Below are 19,107 nucleotides of genomic sequence, written 5' to 3'. Positions count from 1 at the left end.
TTTATGCAAGAAACACTGATTCTGCGTTTGCCAGCTTACGGTACGAATGAACCCATACCCTGGCTGGTTTGGCATAAAAATCAGCAGGAGTTAATTGCCAGCGGTAGCCTGAATTCAGTCGATGAGCTTTCTCAGCTGAAAGACAAAGCAGGCCGCTGCGAGGTTATTGTTGCCTTGCCGGGGCAGGACGTCTTTATGACAAAGGTAACACTGCCGGCAGGCACCAAGAGACATCTGCAGCGCATTATTCCTTATGCACTGGAAGAAGAGCTGGCAAGTGACATAGAGCAGCTACATTTCTCCTGGCCAGACGTAAAAGGAACGGAATTACCTGTCGCCGTGGTCGCAAAAGAGCGAATGGATGAATGGCTAAAACTGCTTTTAGAGGCTGGTATTGACGCTCCTTACTGGGTGCCTGATTGTTTCCTACTTCCGTATCAGGAGGGTGTTTGGCAGGCAATAGAGCTTGGTGACAGCATTATTGTCAGAACGGGAGCCTGGGAAGGTTTTACGGTTGAAAAAGGGCAGTTTGCAGAGTTAGCACCGGCTCTTGCTTCAGAGCAGGAAAACCCAACCGAAATTGTTCACTACGGTGAGTTAAACTGGCCTCAGTCTCCGGCACCTTTAACCGCCGCCGATATCGAAGTGCCTTTTACTATTGCCGTGCAAAGCCTTGAAACGGGTAATAAGCTTAACCTAAGGCAGGGAAATTATCGTTCACACAGAGCTAAACGTTCAGTAGAGCTTCCCTGGCAGGCTTTTGCCACAGCCGCGAGTGTACTTTTTGTGTTGGCTATTGTGTTAAATGGTGTGCGTTACTGGCAGCTAAATTCACAAAGCGAAACGTTGAAAGCTCAGGCTGAGCAACTTTATCGGGATGCATTTCCAGGTAATACCCGAATTGTGAATTTGAAAGTTCAATTGCAACGACAGTTAGATGGTCTGGGCCTCGGAAATTCGGACCAGGTGTCAGTGCTTGCTGTTTTGCAGCAATTAGAGCCGGCATTTAAGTCTCAACCTGACTTGCAGCTTGAGTTGTTGCGGTTTCAGAATAATGAGTTACGGTTGCAGGCAACGGCTAAAAGCTTTTCTCAGTTTGAATCTTTCCAACAAGCCGCAAAGGCAGAAGGCCTGAATATTGAAGCTGGTTCAATGAGTAACCGCGGAGAAACGGTATCAGGCGCATTGACGGTGCAAGTTGAAAGTGGAGGGGCTCAGTCATGAATGGATTCAAACGCTACTTAAAGCCTTATCTGGATTTGGGAGCTCAACGCTGGCGCCAGTTTAATCAACGTGAGAAGACGTTGCTGTCTGTATTAGGCGGTGTGCTTTTTATTGCTTTACTGTATTTCGCTGTGTGGCAACCCAGTGCTCAGGCAGTTGCTAATGCCGAGCGCAAGTTAGAAGCTCAACAGCAGCAGTATCAGTGGGTACAGCAAGCTATCGCACGTTATAAAAAGTTAGAGGGTAAAACCGAACAACGAGAAAGCGCGTCTGGTTCAGTGAGTCAACGCATTAACCGTGCTGCTGCAGCGCAAGATATCCAGATAGCGCGTTTGCAGCCTCAGGGTCAGGAGTATTTATTGACCGTAGATGAAGTATCTTTCTCTGACCTGGTAAGTTTTTTGGCTGAATTAGAGCAGCGCCAGCAGTTAGTATTGACGTCGGTCGATATTGCGAAATTGAATGCACCCGGACAAGTTAGGCTCCGCAAACTTTTAGTAAGAGAGGCTTCATGAATCTAAAGCGCTGGATACCCTGGTTAGTTGTCGTGTATCTGGTTGCCATGCTGGTTATGTTACCGGCACGAGTGGTTTACTGGTTTCCGCTACCGGATAACATCCGGATATCTCAGGTAAGTGGTAGCTTATGGCAGGGTGCTGCCGGACAGGTGGCTGTTGATGACATAGTGCTGAGTAATCTGGCGTGGGACTGGCAAGTCTCGTCTGTGTTGCTGGGCGAGCTTGTGGTGGATGTTAACCTTCCTCAGAACAACAATCCTTTTGCGTTGAACGGTCAACTGCTGGCCGGCTCAACAAAGGTTGGAGCGAAGAATGTAACAGCCAGAGGTGATGTCAACGCGCTATTGCAGCTAGTTGGCACTCGCTTACCGCTAAAAACGGGTGGTAACTGGCGCTTGTCGCTGGATAGCTTTGTGGTTACAGCTCCCGGGCCTGTGCGCTGGTGTGACGAGCTGCAGGGGCAGGCACGAGGAGAGCAAATACGTGTATTGGTCAATAACCAATGGCAGTCTCTGGGGGATTTCCCGGTTGAACTAGGCTGTAATGATAATAACGCCGTTACACTTGCTATGGACGGAAATAATAGTCTGGGGCTGAACTTTAACGGCAGTATTAATAGTCAAAGCTTTAATGCTCAGGGAACGGTTAAACCGACACCAAGAACACCTGAAGGTTTAGCTAGAATGATGGAGTATATGGGGAAACCAGACTCTCAGGGACGTTACTCCTTCCGGTTGTGATCTGACTTGCAGGTCAGTCCGTTTACAATTACTGTACTTATAACTCGTTTAAGCCTCTGCCTAATAAGGAATTTGTATGGATAACATCGTTCAGTGGATTAATAATAACCAGGATATGCTGATCGGTTTCTCGATTAAGTTTGTTATCGCTATTGCGATACTCATTATCGGTAAAATGGTTGCGAATGCTGTTACCGGTGTAATGACCAAGAACATGCGTAAGCGCGAAGTAGACGGTGCAGTCATCAGCTTTGTGGGTGCGATTCTGAAAACGGTAATATTCATTGCCGCTATTATGATGGCGTTGTCACACGTTGGGGTTGAAACCACTTCCTTTATTGCTATTTTAGGTGCGGCAGGTTTGGCTATTGGTCTTGCTCTGCAGGGGTCTTTGTCAAACATTGCATCGGGCGTTTTACTAATTACGTTCCGTCCTATTCGTGCTGGCGAATATGTAGACGCTGGTGGTGTTTCAGGAACGGTTGAACAAATTAATATTTTTCAGACGATAATGAAGACGCCGGACCGTAAGGTGGTTTTTGTTCCTAACTCTGAAATTATTGGCGGCCCAATCGTTAACTATAACCGCGAAGAGTTGCGCCGTATCGATTTAGTGATTGGTGTTAGTTACAGTGCTAACTTACAGCAAACGAAAAAAGCACTGATGGATGTTATTACCAGTGATGAGCGTGTACTGAAAGATCCTGAACCCGTGGTTACGGTAACTAACTTAGGAAACTCTTCGGTCGACTTTAACGTGCGCCCGTGGACAAAAAATGAAGATTACTGGCCGACCCGCTGGGATCTGCTTGAACGTATTAAAGACCGTCTGGATGAAGAGGGTATTGGTATTCCCTTTCCGCAAATGGACGTTCACCTTAAAAAAGAAGACTAACATTTTGTTTAAAAAGGCCACTGAAAAGTGGCCTTTTTTTGTACTTAGTTAACTCAAAGCTTGTGAGATATCAGCAATAATATCTTCCACATTTTCAATACCCACACATAAGCGTATGGCTTCGGGTTTCACACCAACCGAGGCTTGCTCTTCCGTTGATAGTTGCCTGTGGGTTGTTGATGCAGGGTGGCAGGCCAGTGACTTGGCATCACCGATATTGACCAGACGCTTAAACAGTTTCAGCTTGTCATAAAAAGTCACACCGGCATCGTAACCGCCCCTCACACCAAAGGTTAGTAGCGAAGCCGGTACTGCATTCTTAATGTATTTCTTTGCCAGCCCGTGATTCCTGTGTTCTGGTAAAGCTGCAAAGTTAACCCACTCTACCTGAGGATGTGCTTTTAAATATTCAGCCACTTTTAATGCGTTTTCACAATGGCGTTCAATACGTAAAGCCAGAGTCTCAAGCCCCTGCAATAGCAGAAAGGCGTTAAACGGTGATAAACAGGCTCCGGTATTACGCAGCGCAACGGTTCGCACTCGTGCTATAAATGCGGCGGGGCCAAAAGCATCAGTATAAACCACGCCATGATAGGCGGGCTCAGGTGAACTAAACTGAGGGAAACGCTGCTTTTCCTGAACCCAGTCGAAACGACCACTGTCAACAATTAGACCGCCAACCGAATTGCCGTGGCCACCGATGTATTTCGTCAGCGAGTGAACAACAATATCGGCACCGAAATCAACAGGCTTGCAGAGTATGGGGGTTGCGACAGTATTATCAACGACCAAAGGTACCCCATGTTTATGTGCAACCTGAGCATACTCTTCTAAGTCGGCGATGTTACCGGCAGGATTGCCGATACTTTCGCAGTAAACCGCTTTGGTTTTACTATCAATAAGCTCCGCGATATCTTCAGGCTTGTCGGAGTCGGCGAAACGCACCTCAATACCAAATGATGGCAGCATATGACGGAATAGCGTATAAGTTCCACCGTAAAGCTGTGGTGTAGTGACAATGTTGTCGCCCTGACTGGCCAAAGTAATGAGAGCATATTCAATAGCGGCCATGCCTGACCCCACGGCAAGTGCTGCGACACCGTGTTCCAGTTCTGCCACGCGTTTTTCCAGAACATCGTTGGTCGGGTTCATAATGCGCGAGTAGATATTTCCTTCAACCGCTAAATCAAACAGATCGGCGCCGTGCTGAGCGTTATCAAACTCGTATGACACCGTTTGATAAATGGGCGTTGCTACCGACTTGGTTGTCGGGTCGGTTTCATAGCCATGATGTATGGCCAGTGTTTCGTCTTTCATGCGGACTCCAGTTGAGATTCAGTTAAAAAATGCGTTAAAGCCGATTGGTATTGTTCGACATTTTTAATAAAACCATCGTGACCAAAAGGTGTTTCAATGGTGACTCGACCTGTGTGATTAGGGAGTAATTGCTCCAGCTCCGTGACCAGACTTGGAGGCGCAATAGCATCATTATGAAAGTCGATAAGTTGAACCTTCGCCTGAATCCTGGTTGGATCAATGCTGTAGTCATTCAGTATTGGCGTCAGGTGTGTGAACAGGCTGCGACAGTTATTACCGTTTTGTTTTAACAGCTTTTCTCCCTGATACAGAAGGTACTCAAACGCATCGTCAGCGTGGTTAAACCGTTGCTCGAACTCTTCAGCGGTACGGTAACTCAGCATGGCCAGCGCCCGGGCGAGAATAATTCCGGACTGGTCATCACCGCAGCGCTGAATCAATGCTTGTTGAAAATAGCGCAACAGGGCGGAATGAACAGAAGGCTTATGAGCGGCTCCAATAGCTGTCAGATGAGTTAATTCCGCTGGGTGGTCGGCAGCAAACTGAAGCCCCAAAACACCACCAAAGGATCCGCCAACCCAGGCTTGCAGATCACAGGTTTCATCTCGTAGTGCCTGACGTATGGCCTCGCTGTGCTGTTGAACCGTCAAAGGAATAGCAGGGCAGTCAGAACCTCCCAACCCGCCAAAGTAATCAAAGCTAATGACTTGTACATCATCGAGTTTAGAAAATACCGGGTGAAGTGACTGCCACCAACCGCTTTTATCCGGCTTCCATAGTTTACCGCTGGCGCTGATGCCCCCTTGTACAACAATTGCAGGCGCACCGGCATTACCATAACGGTAGCCTTTGATACGTCCGAAGGAGGTCTCTTTATAAAAACTGCGGGCAACTGGCTGAACCATAGCTAACCTCACGTTGATGAACCATTCCCCGACTGTAATAAATGGATATAAAGCCGTCAAGACATTTAGACGTCTAAATGTAAGTGGGCTTATTTTGATATCCTTTGAGTGTGGTATGATTTCGCTATTAACTTTAAAGAAAAGAGTGACGTTCATGGTGTATTCGGTCAGCCAGTTAAACATTGAGATCCGGCAACTGTTAGAGCAGGGGTTTGGGCAAATTAGTCTGGTTGGAGAAATTTCAAATTTTGCGGCACCGGGTTCCGGACATTGGTACTTCACTTTGAAAGATGAGCGTGCTCAGGTTCGTTGCGCTATGTTCCGCAATGCCAATCAACGCGCTAAAGTTCGACCACAGAACGGTATGCAAGTACTGGTACGAGCCAAGGTCACGGTTTATGAGCCGCGCGGCGACTATCAGCTGATTATTGAACAGGTGGAAGATGCCGGGCAGGGTCTATTACAGCAACGCTATGAGCAGTTAAAAGAAAAACTCTCGAGCGAAGGGTTGTTTGCTACTGAACGCAAGCGGCCACTGCCCGAGCACATTCATAAAGTGGGTGTGCTGACGTCGCCGACGGGTGCTGCAATAAAAGATATATTAGCTGTCATGAAGCGTCGCGACCCTAGCGTTGAAGTCATTATTTATCCTAGTGCCGTTCAGGGTGAAGCGGCGGTACCACAGTTGCAGGCCATGATGAAAACCGCTTTTGAACGTAATGAAGTGGATGTGCTTTTAGTCAGCCGTGGTGGCGGTTCACTGGAAGATTTATGGTGCTTCAACGATGAGAACTTTGCGCGTCTTTTGGGCACGGCACCCATGCCAACTATTAGCGCGGTCGGTCATGAAATTGACTTTACCATCTCTGACTTTGTTGCGGATGTGAGAGCTCCGACGCCGTCGGCGGCTGCCGAGCTGGTAACTCGCGACCAGCAGCAACAGCAACAAAAAGCTCAGGCTCTGCAACAACGTTTAGCTCTGGCCCAACAGAGATTATTACAGCGTTTAAAGCAGCGCTGGCAGTTTCTGCAGACTCGTCTTCAGCAGCAGCACCCGCAACGTCAGCTGCAACAACAGTCACAATTGGCTGATGAATTGCAGGCTCGAGCCAGCCGTGCACTGCAGAATCGTTTAGCACGTCAGCAACAGCGGGTTTCTTACCTGCAAGGCCGATTACAGGCGGTTCATCCACAAAAAGAGCTACAGCGTTTACACGAAAAGTTGAGTAATCAGCAACAGCGCCTGCCATTAGTCATGCAGCGGTTGTTAAAAGAGAATAGAGCCCGACAGCAGCAGTTAATGCAGTCATTAAACCTTGTTAGCCCGCTAAACACACTGGAACGCGGCTACGCAATTGTCCGCACCGAGAGCGGTGAAGTTGTTCGCAGCGAGAAACAGGTGAACATTGGCAGCACAATAGAGGTTAGGCTGGCCGACGGAAGCATTACCGCTAAACGGCAATGATCCTGAGTTTATTGTCATATTCCTGACATCCTGGCTTTGTTATACTGCGCAAGTTATTCAAAAAGGAGTCGTGGTATGAAACTCAAAGCATTAGTGGCTGGTATTGGACTGGCTTTCGCATCCTCTATGGTGCATGCAGAAGAACAGAAGCCAAATATTATCTATATTATTGGCGACGGTATGGGGTTTGAATTTATTACAGCCTACCGTTATGCCATGTCCGATTTAGACAGTAAAACCATTGCTAAAACCGAGTTTGACGCCATGCTGAAAGGCGCGGCAACAACCTATCCAGATGATGATACCTGGGTTACCGATTCGGCAGCCGGTGCAACGGCCCTTGCAACAGGGGTTAAAAGTTACAACGGTGCTATTGGTGTTGACGCTGACAAGTATCCTTTGCAGACAATGATGGAGCTGGCACGTGAGAGCGGTTGGTCAACGGGCTCGGTATCGACTTCGCAAGTGAACCATGCCACGCCTGCGTCCTTCTTTACTCACCACCCATCGCGCTACGAGTACAACCAAATAGCGGATAAAATCGCGACTCAGGTGGTTGAGGGTGAAGCTTCTTTTGATGTCATGTTAGGTGGTGGACAAAGCTACTTTGACCGTGATGATAAGAACTGGCTGGATATTTTACCGGAACATGGGATGCAAATTGTAACCGACATGGAGCAGCTGAAGTCAGTTGATACGGCACCAGTGATGGGACTTTTTGCTGAGAAAGGTTTGCCTTATGCCATTGATGGTGATGTTGATGCTCTGGCAAATATGACACGCACGGCTTTACGTTTGTTGGATAAAAAGCAGCAGCCTTTCGCGTTAATGATTGAAGGCAGTGAAATAGACTGGTGTGGCCACGCCAATGATATTGCTTGTGCTGTGCACGAAATGGACGGTCTGAACCGGGCACTGCAAGTTGTTCGTGAGTACCGCGAGAATAACCCGAATACTTTGATTGTTATGACGGCAGACCACTCGACCGGTGGGCTGACTATTGGGCGAGATGGCGAGTATGCCTGGTATTCTGATCGCGTTATGCAAATTGAAAGCTCAATTGCGCATATGAGTGAAGAAATGCTGAGCATGGACTCTGATCATTGGCCGGAGTACGTTGCGGACAAAGTCAACTTTGAACTCACTCAGGACTATATCGATGAACTTGCTATCGCCGCTGAAGAAGAGGGCGAAGCGCGGGAAGACAGCCTGCACCAGGCACTGGTTTATATAACGGCTGATATTACCGGTACCGGCTGGACAACCAGCGGACATACGGGTGTTGATGTTCCTGTGTTTGCCGCCGGTCCTTATAGTGAAAACTTCGGTGGCTATATGGATAACACCGATATTGGTAAAGCACTGATTGAGATTGTTCGTTAAAAGTAGTTAAATCGTTAGTTGTTGATGATGCAGTTTGGGATAAAACAACAATAAGAGGAAACCTTATGACAATGGAAGTGAACTCAGAACATCAGGAACAACTAAAGAAAATGGCACTTGTTGGGTATATTTTATATGCCCTGAGTCTCATTATTCCTTTTGCGTCGATTGCCGCTGTTATTTTAGCGCTACTTAAAGCGCAGTGAAGCCCGTGGCACTTGGGTGGAAAGTCATTTTAACTGGCTAATTAAAACCTTCTGGGTAGGCGTTATTGGAACAATCATTGGTATTATACTGTTGTTTGTTGTGATCGGTTATTTAGTGCTGCTGGCGGTTACCATATGGGTTATTTACCGAGTAATCCGTGGTTGGCTGGCGCTGTCAGAAAACAAACCTGTTATTGCTGACATTTAATAAAAAAAGATGCACAAAGTGGAAAATTTCTTTGTGCATCTTTATTGGTTAGTAACTTAGAATTTATACATCGCCATAAGTTGAAGGCGGTTTAAGTCACCGTCTACACTAGCTTCCGTTTCACGATTTGCTTTTGAAATCTCTGCACCGAAAGTCAGGTTAGATGCCGGTGAATACATTAAGTTAAACGCAAGGCGTTGAGTGTATTCTGTCATATCGCCTGCCAAAGCCAGTACTTCACCATCGTTATCTGCCCAGCCGCGAGAGTACACCACGTTTGAACGCAGTTTCTCTGACCAGAAGTGGCGATAAGCAAAGGATACACCGGTTGAGTCAATGGCTTCTAACTCACCATTGCTGTCAATATAAGCACCGTTCCAGGTGTTAAGGCCTAAATAGCGACCTAAACCAGAGCCTGTGGTGACTGATGCGCGGATATCATCCATGCCGAAGGTGTATTTAGCGCCAAAGCTGACACCGTAACCAAAGGTGGTTTCGTCATCGCCAGTTTGACTGACATCGTACGTTAGTTGACGTAAAAGTGCCGAAGCCTGCCAGGTAAGATTGTCTGTTTTACCGGTATACTTAAAGGTCACGTCCGGCGCAAAACCGTCACTGGAGATAATACGGCCGCCGCCAACCGGTGTTACGGTTGTTTCAGGGTTTTCAATTGAGGCGCTAAAGCCACCGGAGGTGTAGCGAATTTGTGCCTGGCGGTTGAAGATAATGCCATCGGTGATGCCGATAAAGTCGACGGATTCAGCCAGAATGTTGAGGTCCTGAAAGTTAGACCAGGTTTGACCAAAAGTCCATTTTCCATATTTCAAAAATGCGTGACGCAGACGCGGATTATAAGAGTTTGAAATACGTTGGTCACCGTCAGGGGTCAACATAAAATCCATTTCGATATGGCCGGTCAGCGTTTCGCCATTATCTAACTCAGTGTCGGTGGTAAGGAAAAAACGCGACTGACGTGCGTGAAAATCGGTGACCATGTCGTCGCCTTCACCACCCACAGGGGTGAGGCTTGGAATATACTGTTGCCGGGCGATACTGCCGCTTGAAGGTGCCTGACCATCGGTGTAGTCCGATACCATCATGTCCAGTTTAACAAAACCACCAAAATCGATGTCAGTTTCGTTTGCCTGAGCTCCTAAGCTCATAACACCGAGTACGGCAGCGCTTGCTGCTGATACGGTGAATTTTTTTGCGATACTTGCTTTAGCCATGGTGTTCTCCCCTGTAAGCCAAGTGTTCGTTTTGATCGTGCATTTTATTGTTATGCCAAAGATAAACGCTGTTAATTCTCGTTAACTGGTCAATTTTTATCAATCTAGACTATGGTCTAATAGTGTTTAAGCCCTTTAAAACGTACAACAGATACCATCTTGCGAATAAGGAGGAAGAGGTAATGTCGCAACTGTATTCAGTTCCTGAACATATCAAAGCTAAAGCCAAAATCGATAATGACGGTTATAAGAAACTTTACCAACAGTCAGTAGACGATCCTGAAGGTTTCTGGAGTGAACACGGACAGCGAATTACTTGGTTCACACCTTACACCAAAGTTAAAAATACCAGTTTCGAACCGGGTAAAGTCAGTGTTAAGTGGTACGAAGACGGCACCTTAAACGCCTGTTACAACTGTGTCGACCGTCACCTTGCTGATAAAGCCGATAAAACCGCGATTATCTGGGAAGGCGACGACCCTAGTGTAGACAAACACATCACCTACCGCGAGCTACATAAAGAGGTATCCCGTTTTGCTAATGGCCTGAAAAAATTAGGTATAAGCAAAGGTGACCGCGTTGCTATTTACATGCCAATGGTGCCGGAAGCGGCTTATGCCATGTTGGCTTGTGCGCGCATTGGTGCGGTTCACTCGGTTATCTTCGGTGGGTTCTCACCAAACGCCATTGCTGACCGTATTAACGACTGTCAGGCAAAAGCCATTATTACCGCGGATGAAGGTCGTCGTGGCGGCAGCACTATTGGTCTGAAAGCCAATGTGGATAAAGCTTTGTCGGACGGCGCCTGCCCTTCGTTAGAGCACAGCATTGTGTGCCGTGTAACTGAAGGTGATGTCGACTGGACTGAGGGTCGTGACGTTTGGTGGCATGAACTGGTTGGTAACGTCAGTGACGAATGTCAGGCAGAAGTGATGAACGCCGAAGACCCGCTATTCATTCTTTATACCTCGGGTTCAACCGGCAAGCCTAAGGGCGTGGTGCATACTACCGGCGGTTATATGGTTTACGCATCCATGACCCACGAGTATGTTTTTGACTATCAGGAAGATGAAGTCTACTGGTGTGCCGCGGACGTTGGCTGGATCACTGGTCACTCGTACATTGTTTACGGACCGTTAGCGAACGGTGCGACGACCCTGATGTTCGAAGGTGTTCCTACATACCCGGGTGTTGGTCGTATTGGTGAAATTGTTGATAAACATAAAGTAAATATTCTTTATACGGCACCAACGGCTATTCGTGCGTTAATGGCAAAAGGTGACGAGGCAGCGAAAACTTCGACCCGCGAAAGCTTGCGTATTTTGGGCAGCGTGGGCGAGCCGATTAACCCGGAAGCCTGGGAGTGGTATCACCGCGCTATTGGTAACGGTAAATGCCCAATTATGGATACTTGGTGGCAAACTGAGAACGGTGGTATTTTGATTACCCCCTTACCAGGAGCCACGGATTTGAAGCCGGGTTCTGCGACTCGTCCTTTCTTCGGTATTCAGCCGGCATTAGTCGACAGTGAAGGCAACCTTCAGGAAGGCGAAGCGGAAGGTGGTCTGGTGATTAAAGACTCCTGGCCGGGTCAAATGCGTACATTATGGGGTGACCATGAGCGTTTTGAGCAAACCTACTTCTCTACCTTTAAAGGTATGTACTTCAGTGGCGACGGCGCACGCCGTGATGCCGATGGTTACTACTGGATAACCGGTCGCATGGATGACGTTCTGAATGTGTCAGGACACCGCCTGGGTACCGCTGAAATTGAAAGTGCGCTGGTGGCACATAAGTCTGTGGCGGAAGCGGCCGTTGTTGGCTATCCGCATGACTTAAAAGGTCAGGGTATTTATGTGTACGTAACACCCGTTGAAGGTGTTGAGGTAACCGATGAGTTGACCAAAGAAGTTCGTAACTGGGTTCGCTCTGAATTAAGCCCAATTGCAACGCCTGATTTGATTCACTGGACGACTGGTTTGCCTAAAACTCGCTCGGGTAAGATCATGCGCCGCATTTTGCGTAAGATTGCTGCGAATGAGTATGAAAACCTCGGTGACACCTCTACGCTTGCTGATCCAAGTGTGGTAGATTCATTGATAGAAAATAGAATGAATAAATAATGTCACTTAATTTGGAATCTCATGGCGAAATTTTTAATCGCAGATGACCACCCATTGTTTCGCGAGGCGCTGCAAGGCGCTCTCGCGAATCACTTTTCTGAACTTACCTTACGCGAAGCCGAAGACTTAGATTCAACTTTGGCTGCGTTAAATAAAGACGATGACGTTGATTTGCTCCTGCTGGATTTACATATGCCCGGCAGTGGCGATTTATATGGTCTTATTCGTGTAAGAGAAGATTACCCGCTTTTACCCGTCGCTATTATTTCTGGTAGTGAAGACTCGTCAATTGTTGCTAAGTGCATTGGTTTTGGCGCATTGGGTTTTATTCCAAAGTCATTACCTTCTGCCGAAATAGCAGAGGCTATAGATACCATTTTACAGGGTGAGACCTGGGTTCCCAAAGAAACCCGGGAGCGGCTGGATGTGATTTCAGATGAAGATCAGGAGCTGGCCCGTAAGGTTGCAGAACTGACTCCGCAACAATATCGGGTGCTACATTTCCTTCACGAAGGTCTGCTGAATAAACAGATTGCCTATCAACTGGGAATAACCGAAGCAACGGTTAAAGCGCACATTACTGCAATATTTAGAAAACTTGGGGTTTACAGTCGTACCCAGGCTGTTTTGGTGGCTGAACGTCTGCAATTATGACCTGGCTATTAATATTTGCCTCACTGGCTTATGTGATCTTTCTTTTCGCAGTTGCCACCTGGGGTGACCGGCTTGGCTCGTGGGCGAATAAGGTTAGTCATAAGCCTTTTGTCTATTCCATGTCGTTGGCAATTTATTGTACGTCATGGACTTATTATGGCGCAGTAGGAAACGCCGCTGTCGACGGCTGGGCCTTCTTCCCCATTTTGCTGGGGCCTATTCTCCTGTTTTTGTTTGGTATCCGAATTCTGGAAAAACTGGTTTCGGTTAGTAAGCAACAAAACATCACCTCCATTGCCGATTTCATTTCATCCCGCTTTGGGAAAAGACGTCGGCTTGCCGTAGCTGTTACCGGCATTGCAGCTGTTGCTATCATTCCTTACATAGCACTTCAGCTTAAGGCTGTAGGTATCAGCTTTGCCGTATTAACTGAAAATACGGGCATGATGGCTGAGTTCTCAATCAAAGAATTGGGGGCTGCCGCCTTAATGGCTATTTTCGCCATGCTGTTTGGTACCCGCCATGTTGAGGTAACTGAGTATCGTAGCGGTATGATTCTGGCAATTGCCGTGGAGTCTATGATTAAGCTTGTAGCGTTACTGGCGGCGGGTATTTTTGCCTGGTCACTGCTGCACGGCGATGTACAAACTGATTTATTCAGTTCATTCAGCGATGTAACCAAGCCGCAGTGGTCTTTTGCTTCATTCGGGGAATTTGAGTTTATTGTCCAGACCTTTATGGCCGCCGGAGCAATTCTTTGTCTGCCCAGACAGTTTCACGTTGCGGTTGTGGACAATGTCGACGTTCGGCACTTACGCACTGCCCGTTGGGGGTTCCCGCTTTATTTAGCGTTAACGGCCGCCGCTATAGTTCCCATTGCTATTGCCGGTACCTTTTATCTTTCTGCAGGCTCTGACGGTTCAACTTATGCTCTACAGCTGCCGCTTTTGAAAGATCAATTGTGGTTGTCTCTGGTTATCTTTATTGGCGGAATCTCGGCCGCAACGGCTATGGTGATCATTGCCTCTGTCACGTTGAGTACCATGATCACTAACGATGTCATCATGCCTATTTTGCTGCAGCGTGAATCGCGCTTGCCGTTAAAGCACAGACGTAGAGAATACGACCGGGCGTTATTGTTAATCCGCCGTGTGGCCATTGCCGTGACTATGGTTTTGTCTTTTCTGTGCTACTACTTCTGGGCGGCACGTACCAACCTGGTTAGTATTGGGTTGCTGGCGTTTTCTCTGGTTTTACAGTTGCTGCCGGCTTTACTGGCTGCACTTTATTGGCGAAAAGGTCACGCCCGTGGTGTTTATGCCGGGCTGCTGGCGGGTTCCGTGGGTTGGGTCATCGCGGTATTAATTCCTTTGTATACGAACAGTCAACTGACCGACGTTGAAATTATAACCCGGGGTACTGTTGTTTCACTGGGGCTCAATACCTTCAGCTTTATTGTTTTTTCTCTGCTGGCAAAGCCGCGGTTAGTCGACAGGATTCAGTCAACGGCTTTTGTAAAGCCAAGAGCGGCTCTACCCGACTTACACTTAAACAAAAACGACAACGCGACCAACGCAGACATGTTGTTGCTGCTCAAAACTTTCCTGGGCGCAGAGCGTGCGCAGCAACTGATGCAGTACTATCAGCGTCCTGAAAATACGGAACTTAAGCTGGAAGAAATTGCAGAAAAGCCGTTTATTAGCTTTGTTGAAAGGGCCATTGCCGGTGTCTTGGGTTCTGCAACAGCCCGTTCGTTAATTGATGCCGCCCTGAGGGATAAGCAGCTTAATCTGGAAGAGGTTGTTCACTTTTTTGATGACACGACTCAGGCACTGCAAACGCAGCAGTCAATACTGTTCAGTTCGCTTGAGAACCTGGCCCAGGGTATTAGTGTTGTCGATGCCGAGTTACGCTTGGTAGCCTGGAATAAGCGGTACCTGGATTTGTTCGAGTACCCTGAGGGCATGGTTAAGCCGGGGCAGCCGATTGCTACGCTCATTCGTTATAATGCAGAGCGCGGTGAATGCGGTCCGGGTGAGGTGGACGAGCTGGTTGATAAGCGTTTGCGTTATATGCAAATGGGGTCAGCGCATCGCTTTATCCGCCGCAGAGCGGATGGACGGGTTATTGAAATGGTAGGGAACCCGTTACCAACCGGAGGCTTTGTTACCAGTTTTACCGATATTACGTCGCACGTTGAAACTCAGCAGGCGCTGGAAGATGCGAATATTGACCTTGAGCAGCGGGTTGATGTTCGTACGCAGGAAATTCGGGAAATTAACCAGGAACTGACGGCTGAAATCGATCGGCGTCGTCAGGTAGAAGAAGAATTAAAGAAGGCGAAAGCAGAGGCTGAAGCTGCAAATGCTTCGAAAACACGCTTTCTGGCCCTGGCCAGTCATGATATTTTACAGCCGCTAAATGCGGCACGGTTATACCTCTCGGCAATTCAGGAAAAAGAACTCTCAGAGCGTAACTTGTCGTTAGTGGGTAAGCTGGATACGGCGCTCGGCTCAACTGAACATCTTTTGTCGACTTTACTGTCGATAGCGAAGATGGATCAGGGGGCGTTAAAGCCGCAGTTCCGGCATGTTCAGCTCAGTTCCGTTCTGGATCCTCTGGTGGAAGAATACGCTGTACTTGCTGAACAGAGAAAGCTGGACTTTCGCGCTTTTTATAAAGACAGGCCTGTGTATACCGATCCGACGTATTTACGGCGTATCGTGCAGAACTTCTTATCTAATGCCATTAAATACACTCAGAAGGGCAGTGTATTATTAGGGGTTCGTAAGCGCGGAGACGAACTCCAAATTGCGGTGTGGGATACCGGTCCGGGTATTGCTGCGCAGCAACAGAACAAAGTATTTGATGCATTTTATCGAGTGCAGAACCAGACGGTAGACGGAGTCGGGTTAGGGTTAAGTGTTGCTCAACGTATGGGTGAGCAACTCAATTGCGATATTCAGGTTGAATCGGTTGAAGGCAAAGGTTCCTGTTTTTCGGTGCGAGTACCGTTAGGTAATGCCGCTCAAGTCATCAGCCGCCCTAAAAAACAACAGGAAGATGCGCTGTCTGACCGCCTGCAACTGATGGTTGTGGATGACGATAATGAAAATTTGAGTGCCTTAAGTGCTCTTTTGAGTAAGTGGGAGTGTGAAGCTCTGACTTTTAACAGTTATAGCAAAGCTTTGGCTTATGCCAAGGCACACCGTGGTGATAAAGCTCCTCAGGGGCTGCTGCTGGATTACCAACTAGGTGACGGCGACGGTTTAGCCTTAGCAGAAGAGTTACGTGACATTTGGCAGCAAAAGATACCAGCGGCGTTAGTCACTGCAATGCGTGATGACGCTGTGAAACAGGCCGCCAGAAAAAGCGGCCTGCAATTTTTACCAAAACCGGCTAAACCCGCCGCATTAAAAGCATTTTTGAAGTACATCAGCACCCGAAAGGCAGGAGGAGCCAGAAGTTGATAGAGCTTGCTGAGCGACATACTTTTAAGTTACCGGCCAAATGCCGGACTTTAATTGAACTGAACAGCAGCGACGAGGTTGAGCAGCTAGCTTTTGAGCAGCCCTATTACTTGCTGGGTGAAGGCAGCAACACCTTGTTTCTGGAAGACTTTCAGGGAACCGTTGTCTGTAACCGTTTGCTTGGTGTATGCATTGAAGAGCTGGATACAAGTTTTTTAGTTACCGCGGCAGCCGGTGAAAACTGGCACAATTTTGTGACCGATTTACGCGACCGAAACATTGATGGTATGGAAAATTTGGCATTGATACCCGGCTCAGTGGGAGCGGCTCCTGTTCAAAATATTGGGGCCTATGGTGTGGAAGTGGCGACATTTATTGAACAGGTAACAGCCTGGGATATTAGCGAAAAATGCTGGGTGAGTATGAGCACAGAGGACTGCCAGTTTGCTTACCGGGACAGTTTGTTTAAACAGCACCCCGGGCGCTGGCTGATAACATCCGTAACCTTTCGTTTACCTAAAGACTGGCGGCCTGTGACTCATTACTCTCCACTGAACCAGTTGAGCGATAATGCGAGTGCACAAAGCATTTTCGACAAGGTTATAGAAGTGCGTCAGAAAAAATTACCTGACCCCAAAGTCATTCCGAACGCAGGAAGCTTTTTTAAGAATCCTGTTGTTTCTAATGCGCTACTGGAAAGCTTATTGCAGAAATGGCCAGATATGGTCTACTTTCCCGCTGACGAGAGTTGTTCAAAAGTAGCCGCCGGCTGGCTGATTGAACACCTGGGTTTGAAGAGCTTAAACGAGGGCGATGCAGCGGTTAATCCGAATCAGGCACTGGTGTTAATTAACCGGGCAAGAGCGACTGGAGCAGATGTCAGCCAGTTGGCACAGAAAATCATGAAGCACGTAAAAGAAGCCAGTGGAATTGAACTGGAGCCGGAAGTTCGTCTGGTTGGCAAGCACGGGCTTGTGCAGTTGGCGGCAGAAAAATGAAACAATCAGAGCGTCTTGATCAACTGATTACCCTGTTAGCTAATGGTGAATTTCACTCCGGGCAAGCTATTGGTGAGTCTCTGGGGATATCCCGGGCAGCGGTTAATCAACATATTCATAAGCTGGAAGAACTTGGTCTTGAATTGTTTTCTGTCACAGGGCGTGGCTACAAACTGGCAAGGTCTATTGAATTGCTGCGCTCACAAGCTATTGAAAAAGAAACACCGGCGCAATGGAAAAATAAACCAGAGTTTGAAGTACGCTCCGTGGTTGATTCCAGCAATGATCAGGTAAAAGAACTTGCTAAGTCAGGGACTTTGGACGCCGGCTTCTCCTTATTTGCAGAAGCTCAGACAGCCGGTCGTGGGCGGCGAGGCAAACAGTGGCACTCGCCTTTTGGCAGTAACCTCTACCTAAGTATTTACTGGCCTCTGGATGACGGTATTCATGGCGCTATGGGGTTAAGTTTAGCCGTTGGTGTTGCTTTGGCGGAATGCTTTACCAATTTGGGTATTGATGAGGTCAGTGTAAAATGGCCTAACGATGTTTATATTGCTGGTAAGAAAGTGACCGGAATTCTGGTCGATCTGGAAACTTCCCCAGAAGGTGCTGCGCACAGCATTATTGGTATTGGTATTAATTTAAGAATGCCGGACCATGTCGGAGAAAAAATTGATCAGGCATGGACAGATTTAAACTCTGAGTTACCACAACCTGTTTCACGTAATAGGGTTGCGGCCGAGGTGCGGGCATCGGTGTTGTCTGCTTTGCAGCAATACGGACGGAGCGGGCTTTCCGCGTTCCAGCAACGCTGGCAGCAGTACGACCGGTTTATCGATAAACCGGTAAAACTGATTATGGGGCAAAGGGTTTGCTTAGGAACCTGCCGTGGGGTTGATGAGAACGGTGCTTTACTCGTAGAAGATGAGCAGGGCGTACGTCGCTATTTTGGTGGTGAAGTTTCATTGAGGGCGCAAGATGCTATTAATTGATGCCGGTAATACCCGCAGTAAATTTGCCTGGTGGGATACTGACACCGACGAGATTGAAATATTGGGTGCGATACCTCACCAAAGTTGGCTTAATGATTTGAGTCATTCGCTAAAAGAGCTACTGCTGGAAGTCATCAGCAACCAACAAATTCAGCGCGAGCAAAAAGCCATAGGTTGCAGCGTTGCTGCGGTTCAGGTGATGGATACCCTGAATAGCTCACTGGCGGAGCTTGGTATCAGTGTTGTCTGGCAAAAAACGAAAGCGGAACAGGCGGGAGTCATTAACGGCTATGGTGAACAAGCTGAGCGTCTGGGTTCTGATCGATGGATGGCATTACTTGGCTGTCACGAGCAGATTCAAAAGAATGCTTTGATAGTAGATGCCGGTACTGCATTAACCATTGACTGGCTGAGAGCTGACGGGCGACATCTGGGAGGCTGGATAGTCCCCGGACGCCAGCTCATGCTAAATGCCCTTGGCCAGGGAACAGCGAACTTAAAAGGTATTACGGTAGACGATATTGAGCGTGACGGGCTTGCGGCCGGGCAAAATACCTTTGACGGTATTGCTCAGGGAACGGAAGCCGCGCTCACAGGCGCTATTGCACAGGCTATTCAGTTATCTCGGGAGCATTTCTCGCAAGAGTCTTTTGATGTCGTTGTTACCGGTGGCGATGGTGAGCATTTAATGCGAACCTTGTCTGGTAAATTTCGTCGTTATGACGATTTGTTGTTTAAGGGTTTGCGACTCTGTGCCGATAACCTAAACAGTTAAACCTT

17 protein-coding genes are annotated in these 19,107 nt (G+C 47.8%); 14 read left to right on the top strand and 3 right to left on the bottom strand.

The window, feature by feature from the left end:
* Positions 1-3: 3 nt before the first annotated feature.
* The 4 genes from gspL to ACP7FG_RS10170 all read left to right on the top strand — a co-directional run bounded on the left by gspL (position 4) and on the right by ACP7FG_RS10170 (position 3,377).
* Entirely contained in the window at positions 4-1,224 is a 1,221-nt protein-coding gene (gspL, locus tag ACP7FG_RS10185; RefSeq protein ID WP_439226300.1) for a type II secretion system protein GspL, read from the top strand.
* On the top strand, positions 1,221-1,739 hold the full coding sequence (gspM, locus tag ACP7FG_RS10180; protein ID WP_439226299.1) for a type II secretion system protein GspM: 519 nt from the start codon (positions 1,221-1,223) through the stop codon (positions 1,737-1,739). The genes gspL and gspM overlap by 4 nt, the downstream gene beginning before the upstream one ends.
* Positions 1,736-2,482, top strand: coding sequence for a type II secretion system protein N (locus tag ACP7FG_RS10175; protein ID WP_439226298.1), 747 nt, complete (start codon positions 1,736-1,738; stop codon positions 2,480-2,482). The genes gspM and ACP7FG_RS10175 overlap by 4 nt, the downstream gene beginning before the upstream one ends.
* Positions 2,483-2,558: 76 nt before the next feature.
* Positions 2,559-3,377 carry a mechanosensitive ion channel domain-containing protein gene (locus tag ACP7FG_RS10170; RefSeq protein ID WP_439226297.1) on the top strand — a complete coding sequence of 273 codons (819 nt, stop codon included), beginning with the start codon at positions 2,559-2,561 and terminating at the stop codon, positions 3,375-3,377.
* Between the two features lie 48 nt (positions 3,378-3,425).
* Here the strand turns inward: ACP7FG_RS10170 and ACP7FG_RS10165 are convergent, their stop codons facing one another.
* The gene (locus ACP7FG_RS10165; RefSeq protein ID WP_439226296.1) at positions 3,426-4,694 is read right to left on the bottom strand and encodes an O-acetylhomoserine aminocarboxypropyltransferase/cysteine synthase family protein; all 1,269 of its coding nucleotides are present in this window, start codon (positions 4,692-4,694) and stop codon (positions 3,426-3,428) included.
* Entirely contained in the window at positions 4,691-5,599 is a 909-nt protein-coding gene (locus tag ACP7FG_RS10160; RefSeq protein WP_439226295.1) for an alpha/beta fold hydrolase, read from the bottom strand. The genes ACP7FG_RS10165 and ACP7FG_RS10160 overlap by 4 nt, the downstream gene beginning before the upstream one ends.
* A 154-nt stretch (positions 5,600-5,753) precedes the next feature.
* Here ACP7FG_RS10160 and xseA point away from each other — a divergent pair, with 154 nt between their 5' ends.
* From xseA to ACP7FG_RS10140, 4 genes are all read left to right on the top strand, one after another.
* On the top strand, positions 5,754-7,064 hold the full coding sequence (gene xseA / locus ACP7FG_RS10155) for an exodeoxyribonuclease VII large subunit (protein ID WP_439226294.1): 1,311 nt from the start codon (positions 5,754-5,756) through the stop codon (positions 7,062-7,064).
* A 75-nt stretch (positions 7,065-7,139) separates the two neighbouring features.
* Positions 7,140-8,447: an alkaline phosphatase gene (locus tag ACP7FG_RS10150; protein WP_439226293.1), complete on the top strand. Its 1,308-nt coding sequence runs from the start codon at positions 7,140-7,142 to the stop codon at positions 8,445-8,447.
* Between the two features lie 65 nt (positions 8,448-8,512).
* The gene (locus ACP7FG_RS10145; protein ID WP_439226292.1) at positions 8,513-8,653 is read left to right on the top strand and encodes a hypothetical protein; all 141 of its coding nucleotides are present in this window, start codon (positions 8,513-8,515) and stop codon (positions 8,651-8,653) included.
* Between the two features lie 16 nt (positions 8,654-8,669).
* Entirely contained in the window at positions 8,670-8,861 is a 192-nt protein-coding gene (locus ACP7FG_RS10140) for a hypothetical protein (protein ID WP_439226291.1), read from the top strand.
* Between the two features lie 56 nt (positions 8,862-8,917).
* On the opposite strand, the gene ACP7FG_RS10135 is transcribed toward ACP7FG_RS10140, so the two are convergent.
* Positions 8,918-10,090 carry a DcaP family trimeric outer membrane transporter gene (locus ACP7FG_RS10135; protein ID WP_199493581.1) on the bottom strand — a complete coding sequence of 391 codons (1,173 nt, stop codon included), beginning with the start codon at positions 10,088-10,090 and terminating at the stop codon, positions 8,918-8,920.
* 182 nt (positions 10,091-10,272) lie between these two features.
* On the opposite strand from ACP7FG_RS10135, the gene acs reads away from it, so the two are divergent.
* From acs to ACP7FG_RS10105, 6 genes are read left to right on the top strand one after another with little or no spacing between them, the layout of a single operon-like run.
* Positions 10,273-12,213 carry an acetate--CoA ligase gene (gene acs, locus ACP7FG_RS10130; protein ID WP_222235687.1) on the top strand — a complete coding sequence of 647 codons (1,941 nt, stop codon included), beginning with the start codon at positions 10,273-10,275 and terminating at the stop codon, positions 12,211-12,213.
* 21 nt (positions 12,214-12,234) lie between these two features.
* Complete coding sequence (locus ACP7FG_RS10125; protein ID WP_054489278.1) at positions 12,235-12,867, top strand: response regulator transcription factor; 633 nt, start codon at positions 12,235-12,237, stop codon at positions 12,865-12,867.
* Positions 12,864-16,337, top strand: coding sequence for a PAS domain-containing hybrid sensor histidine kinase/response regulator (locus ACP7FG_RS10120; RefSeq protein ID WP_439226290.1), 3,474 nt, complete (start codon positions 12,864-12,866; stop codon positions 16,335-16,337). The genes ACP7FG_RS10125 and ACP7FG_RS10120 overlap by 4 nt, the downstream gene beginning before the upstream one ends.
* The gene (murB, locus tag ACP7FG_RS10115) at positions 16,334-17,335 is read left to right on the top strand and encodes a UDP-N-acetylmuramate dehydrogenase (protein ID WP_439226289.1); all 1,002 of its coding nucleotides are present in this window, start codon (positions 16,334-16,336) and stop codon (positions 17,333-17,335) included. Before ACP7FG_RS10120 ends, murB begins: the two co-directional genes overlap by 4 nt.
* A complete protein-coding gene (gene birA / locus ACP7FG_RS10110) occupies positions 17,332-18,327 on the top strand; it encodes a bifunctional biotin--[acetyl-CoA-carboxylase] ligase/biotin operon repressor BirA (RefSeq protein ID WP_439226288.1) in 996 nt (331 codons plus the stop codon). The genes murB and birA overlap by 4 nt, the downstream gene beginning before the upstream one ends.
* Complete coding sequence (locus tag ACP7FG_RS10105; RefSeq protein ID WP_439226287.1) at positions 18,314-19,102, top strand: type III pantothenate kinase; 789 nt, start codon at positions 18,314-18,316, stop codon at positions 19,100-19,102. The genes birA and ACP7FG_RS10105 overlap by 14 nt, the downstream gene beginning before the upstream one ends.
* Positions 19,103-19,107: the final 5 nt, after the last annotated feature.

Source organism: Idiomarina sp. ST10R2A5 (genome assembly GCF_051842325.1).
GTDB lineage: Bacteria > Pseudomonadota > Gammaproteobacteria > Enterobacterales > Alteromonadaceae > Idiomarina > Idiomarina abyssalis.
This window is presented reverse-complemented; position numbering and strand designations above follow the sequence as displayed.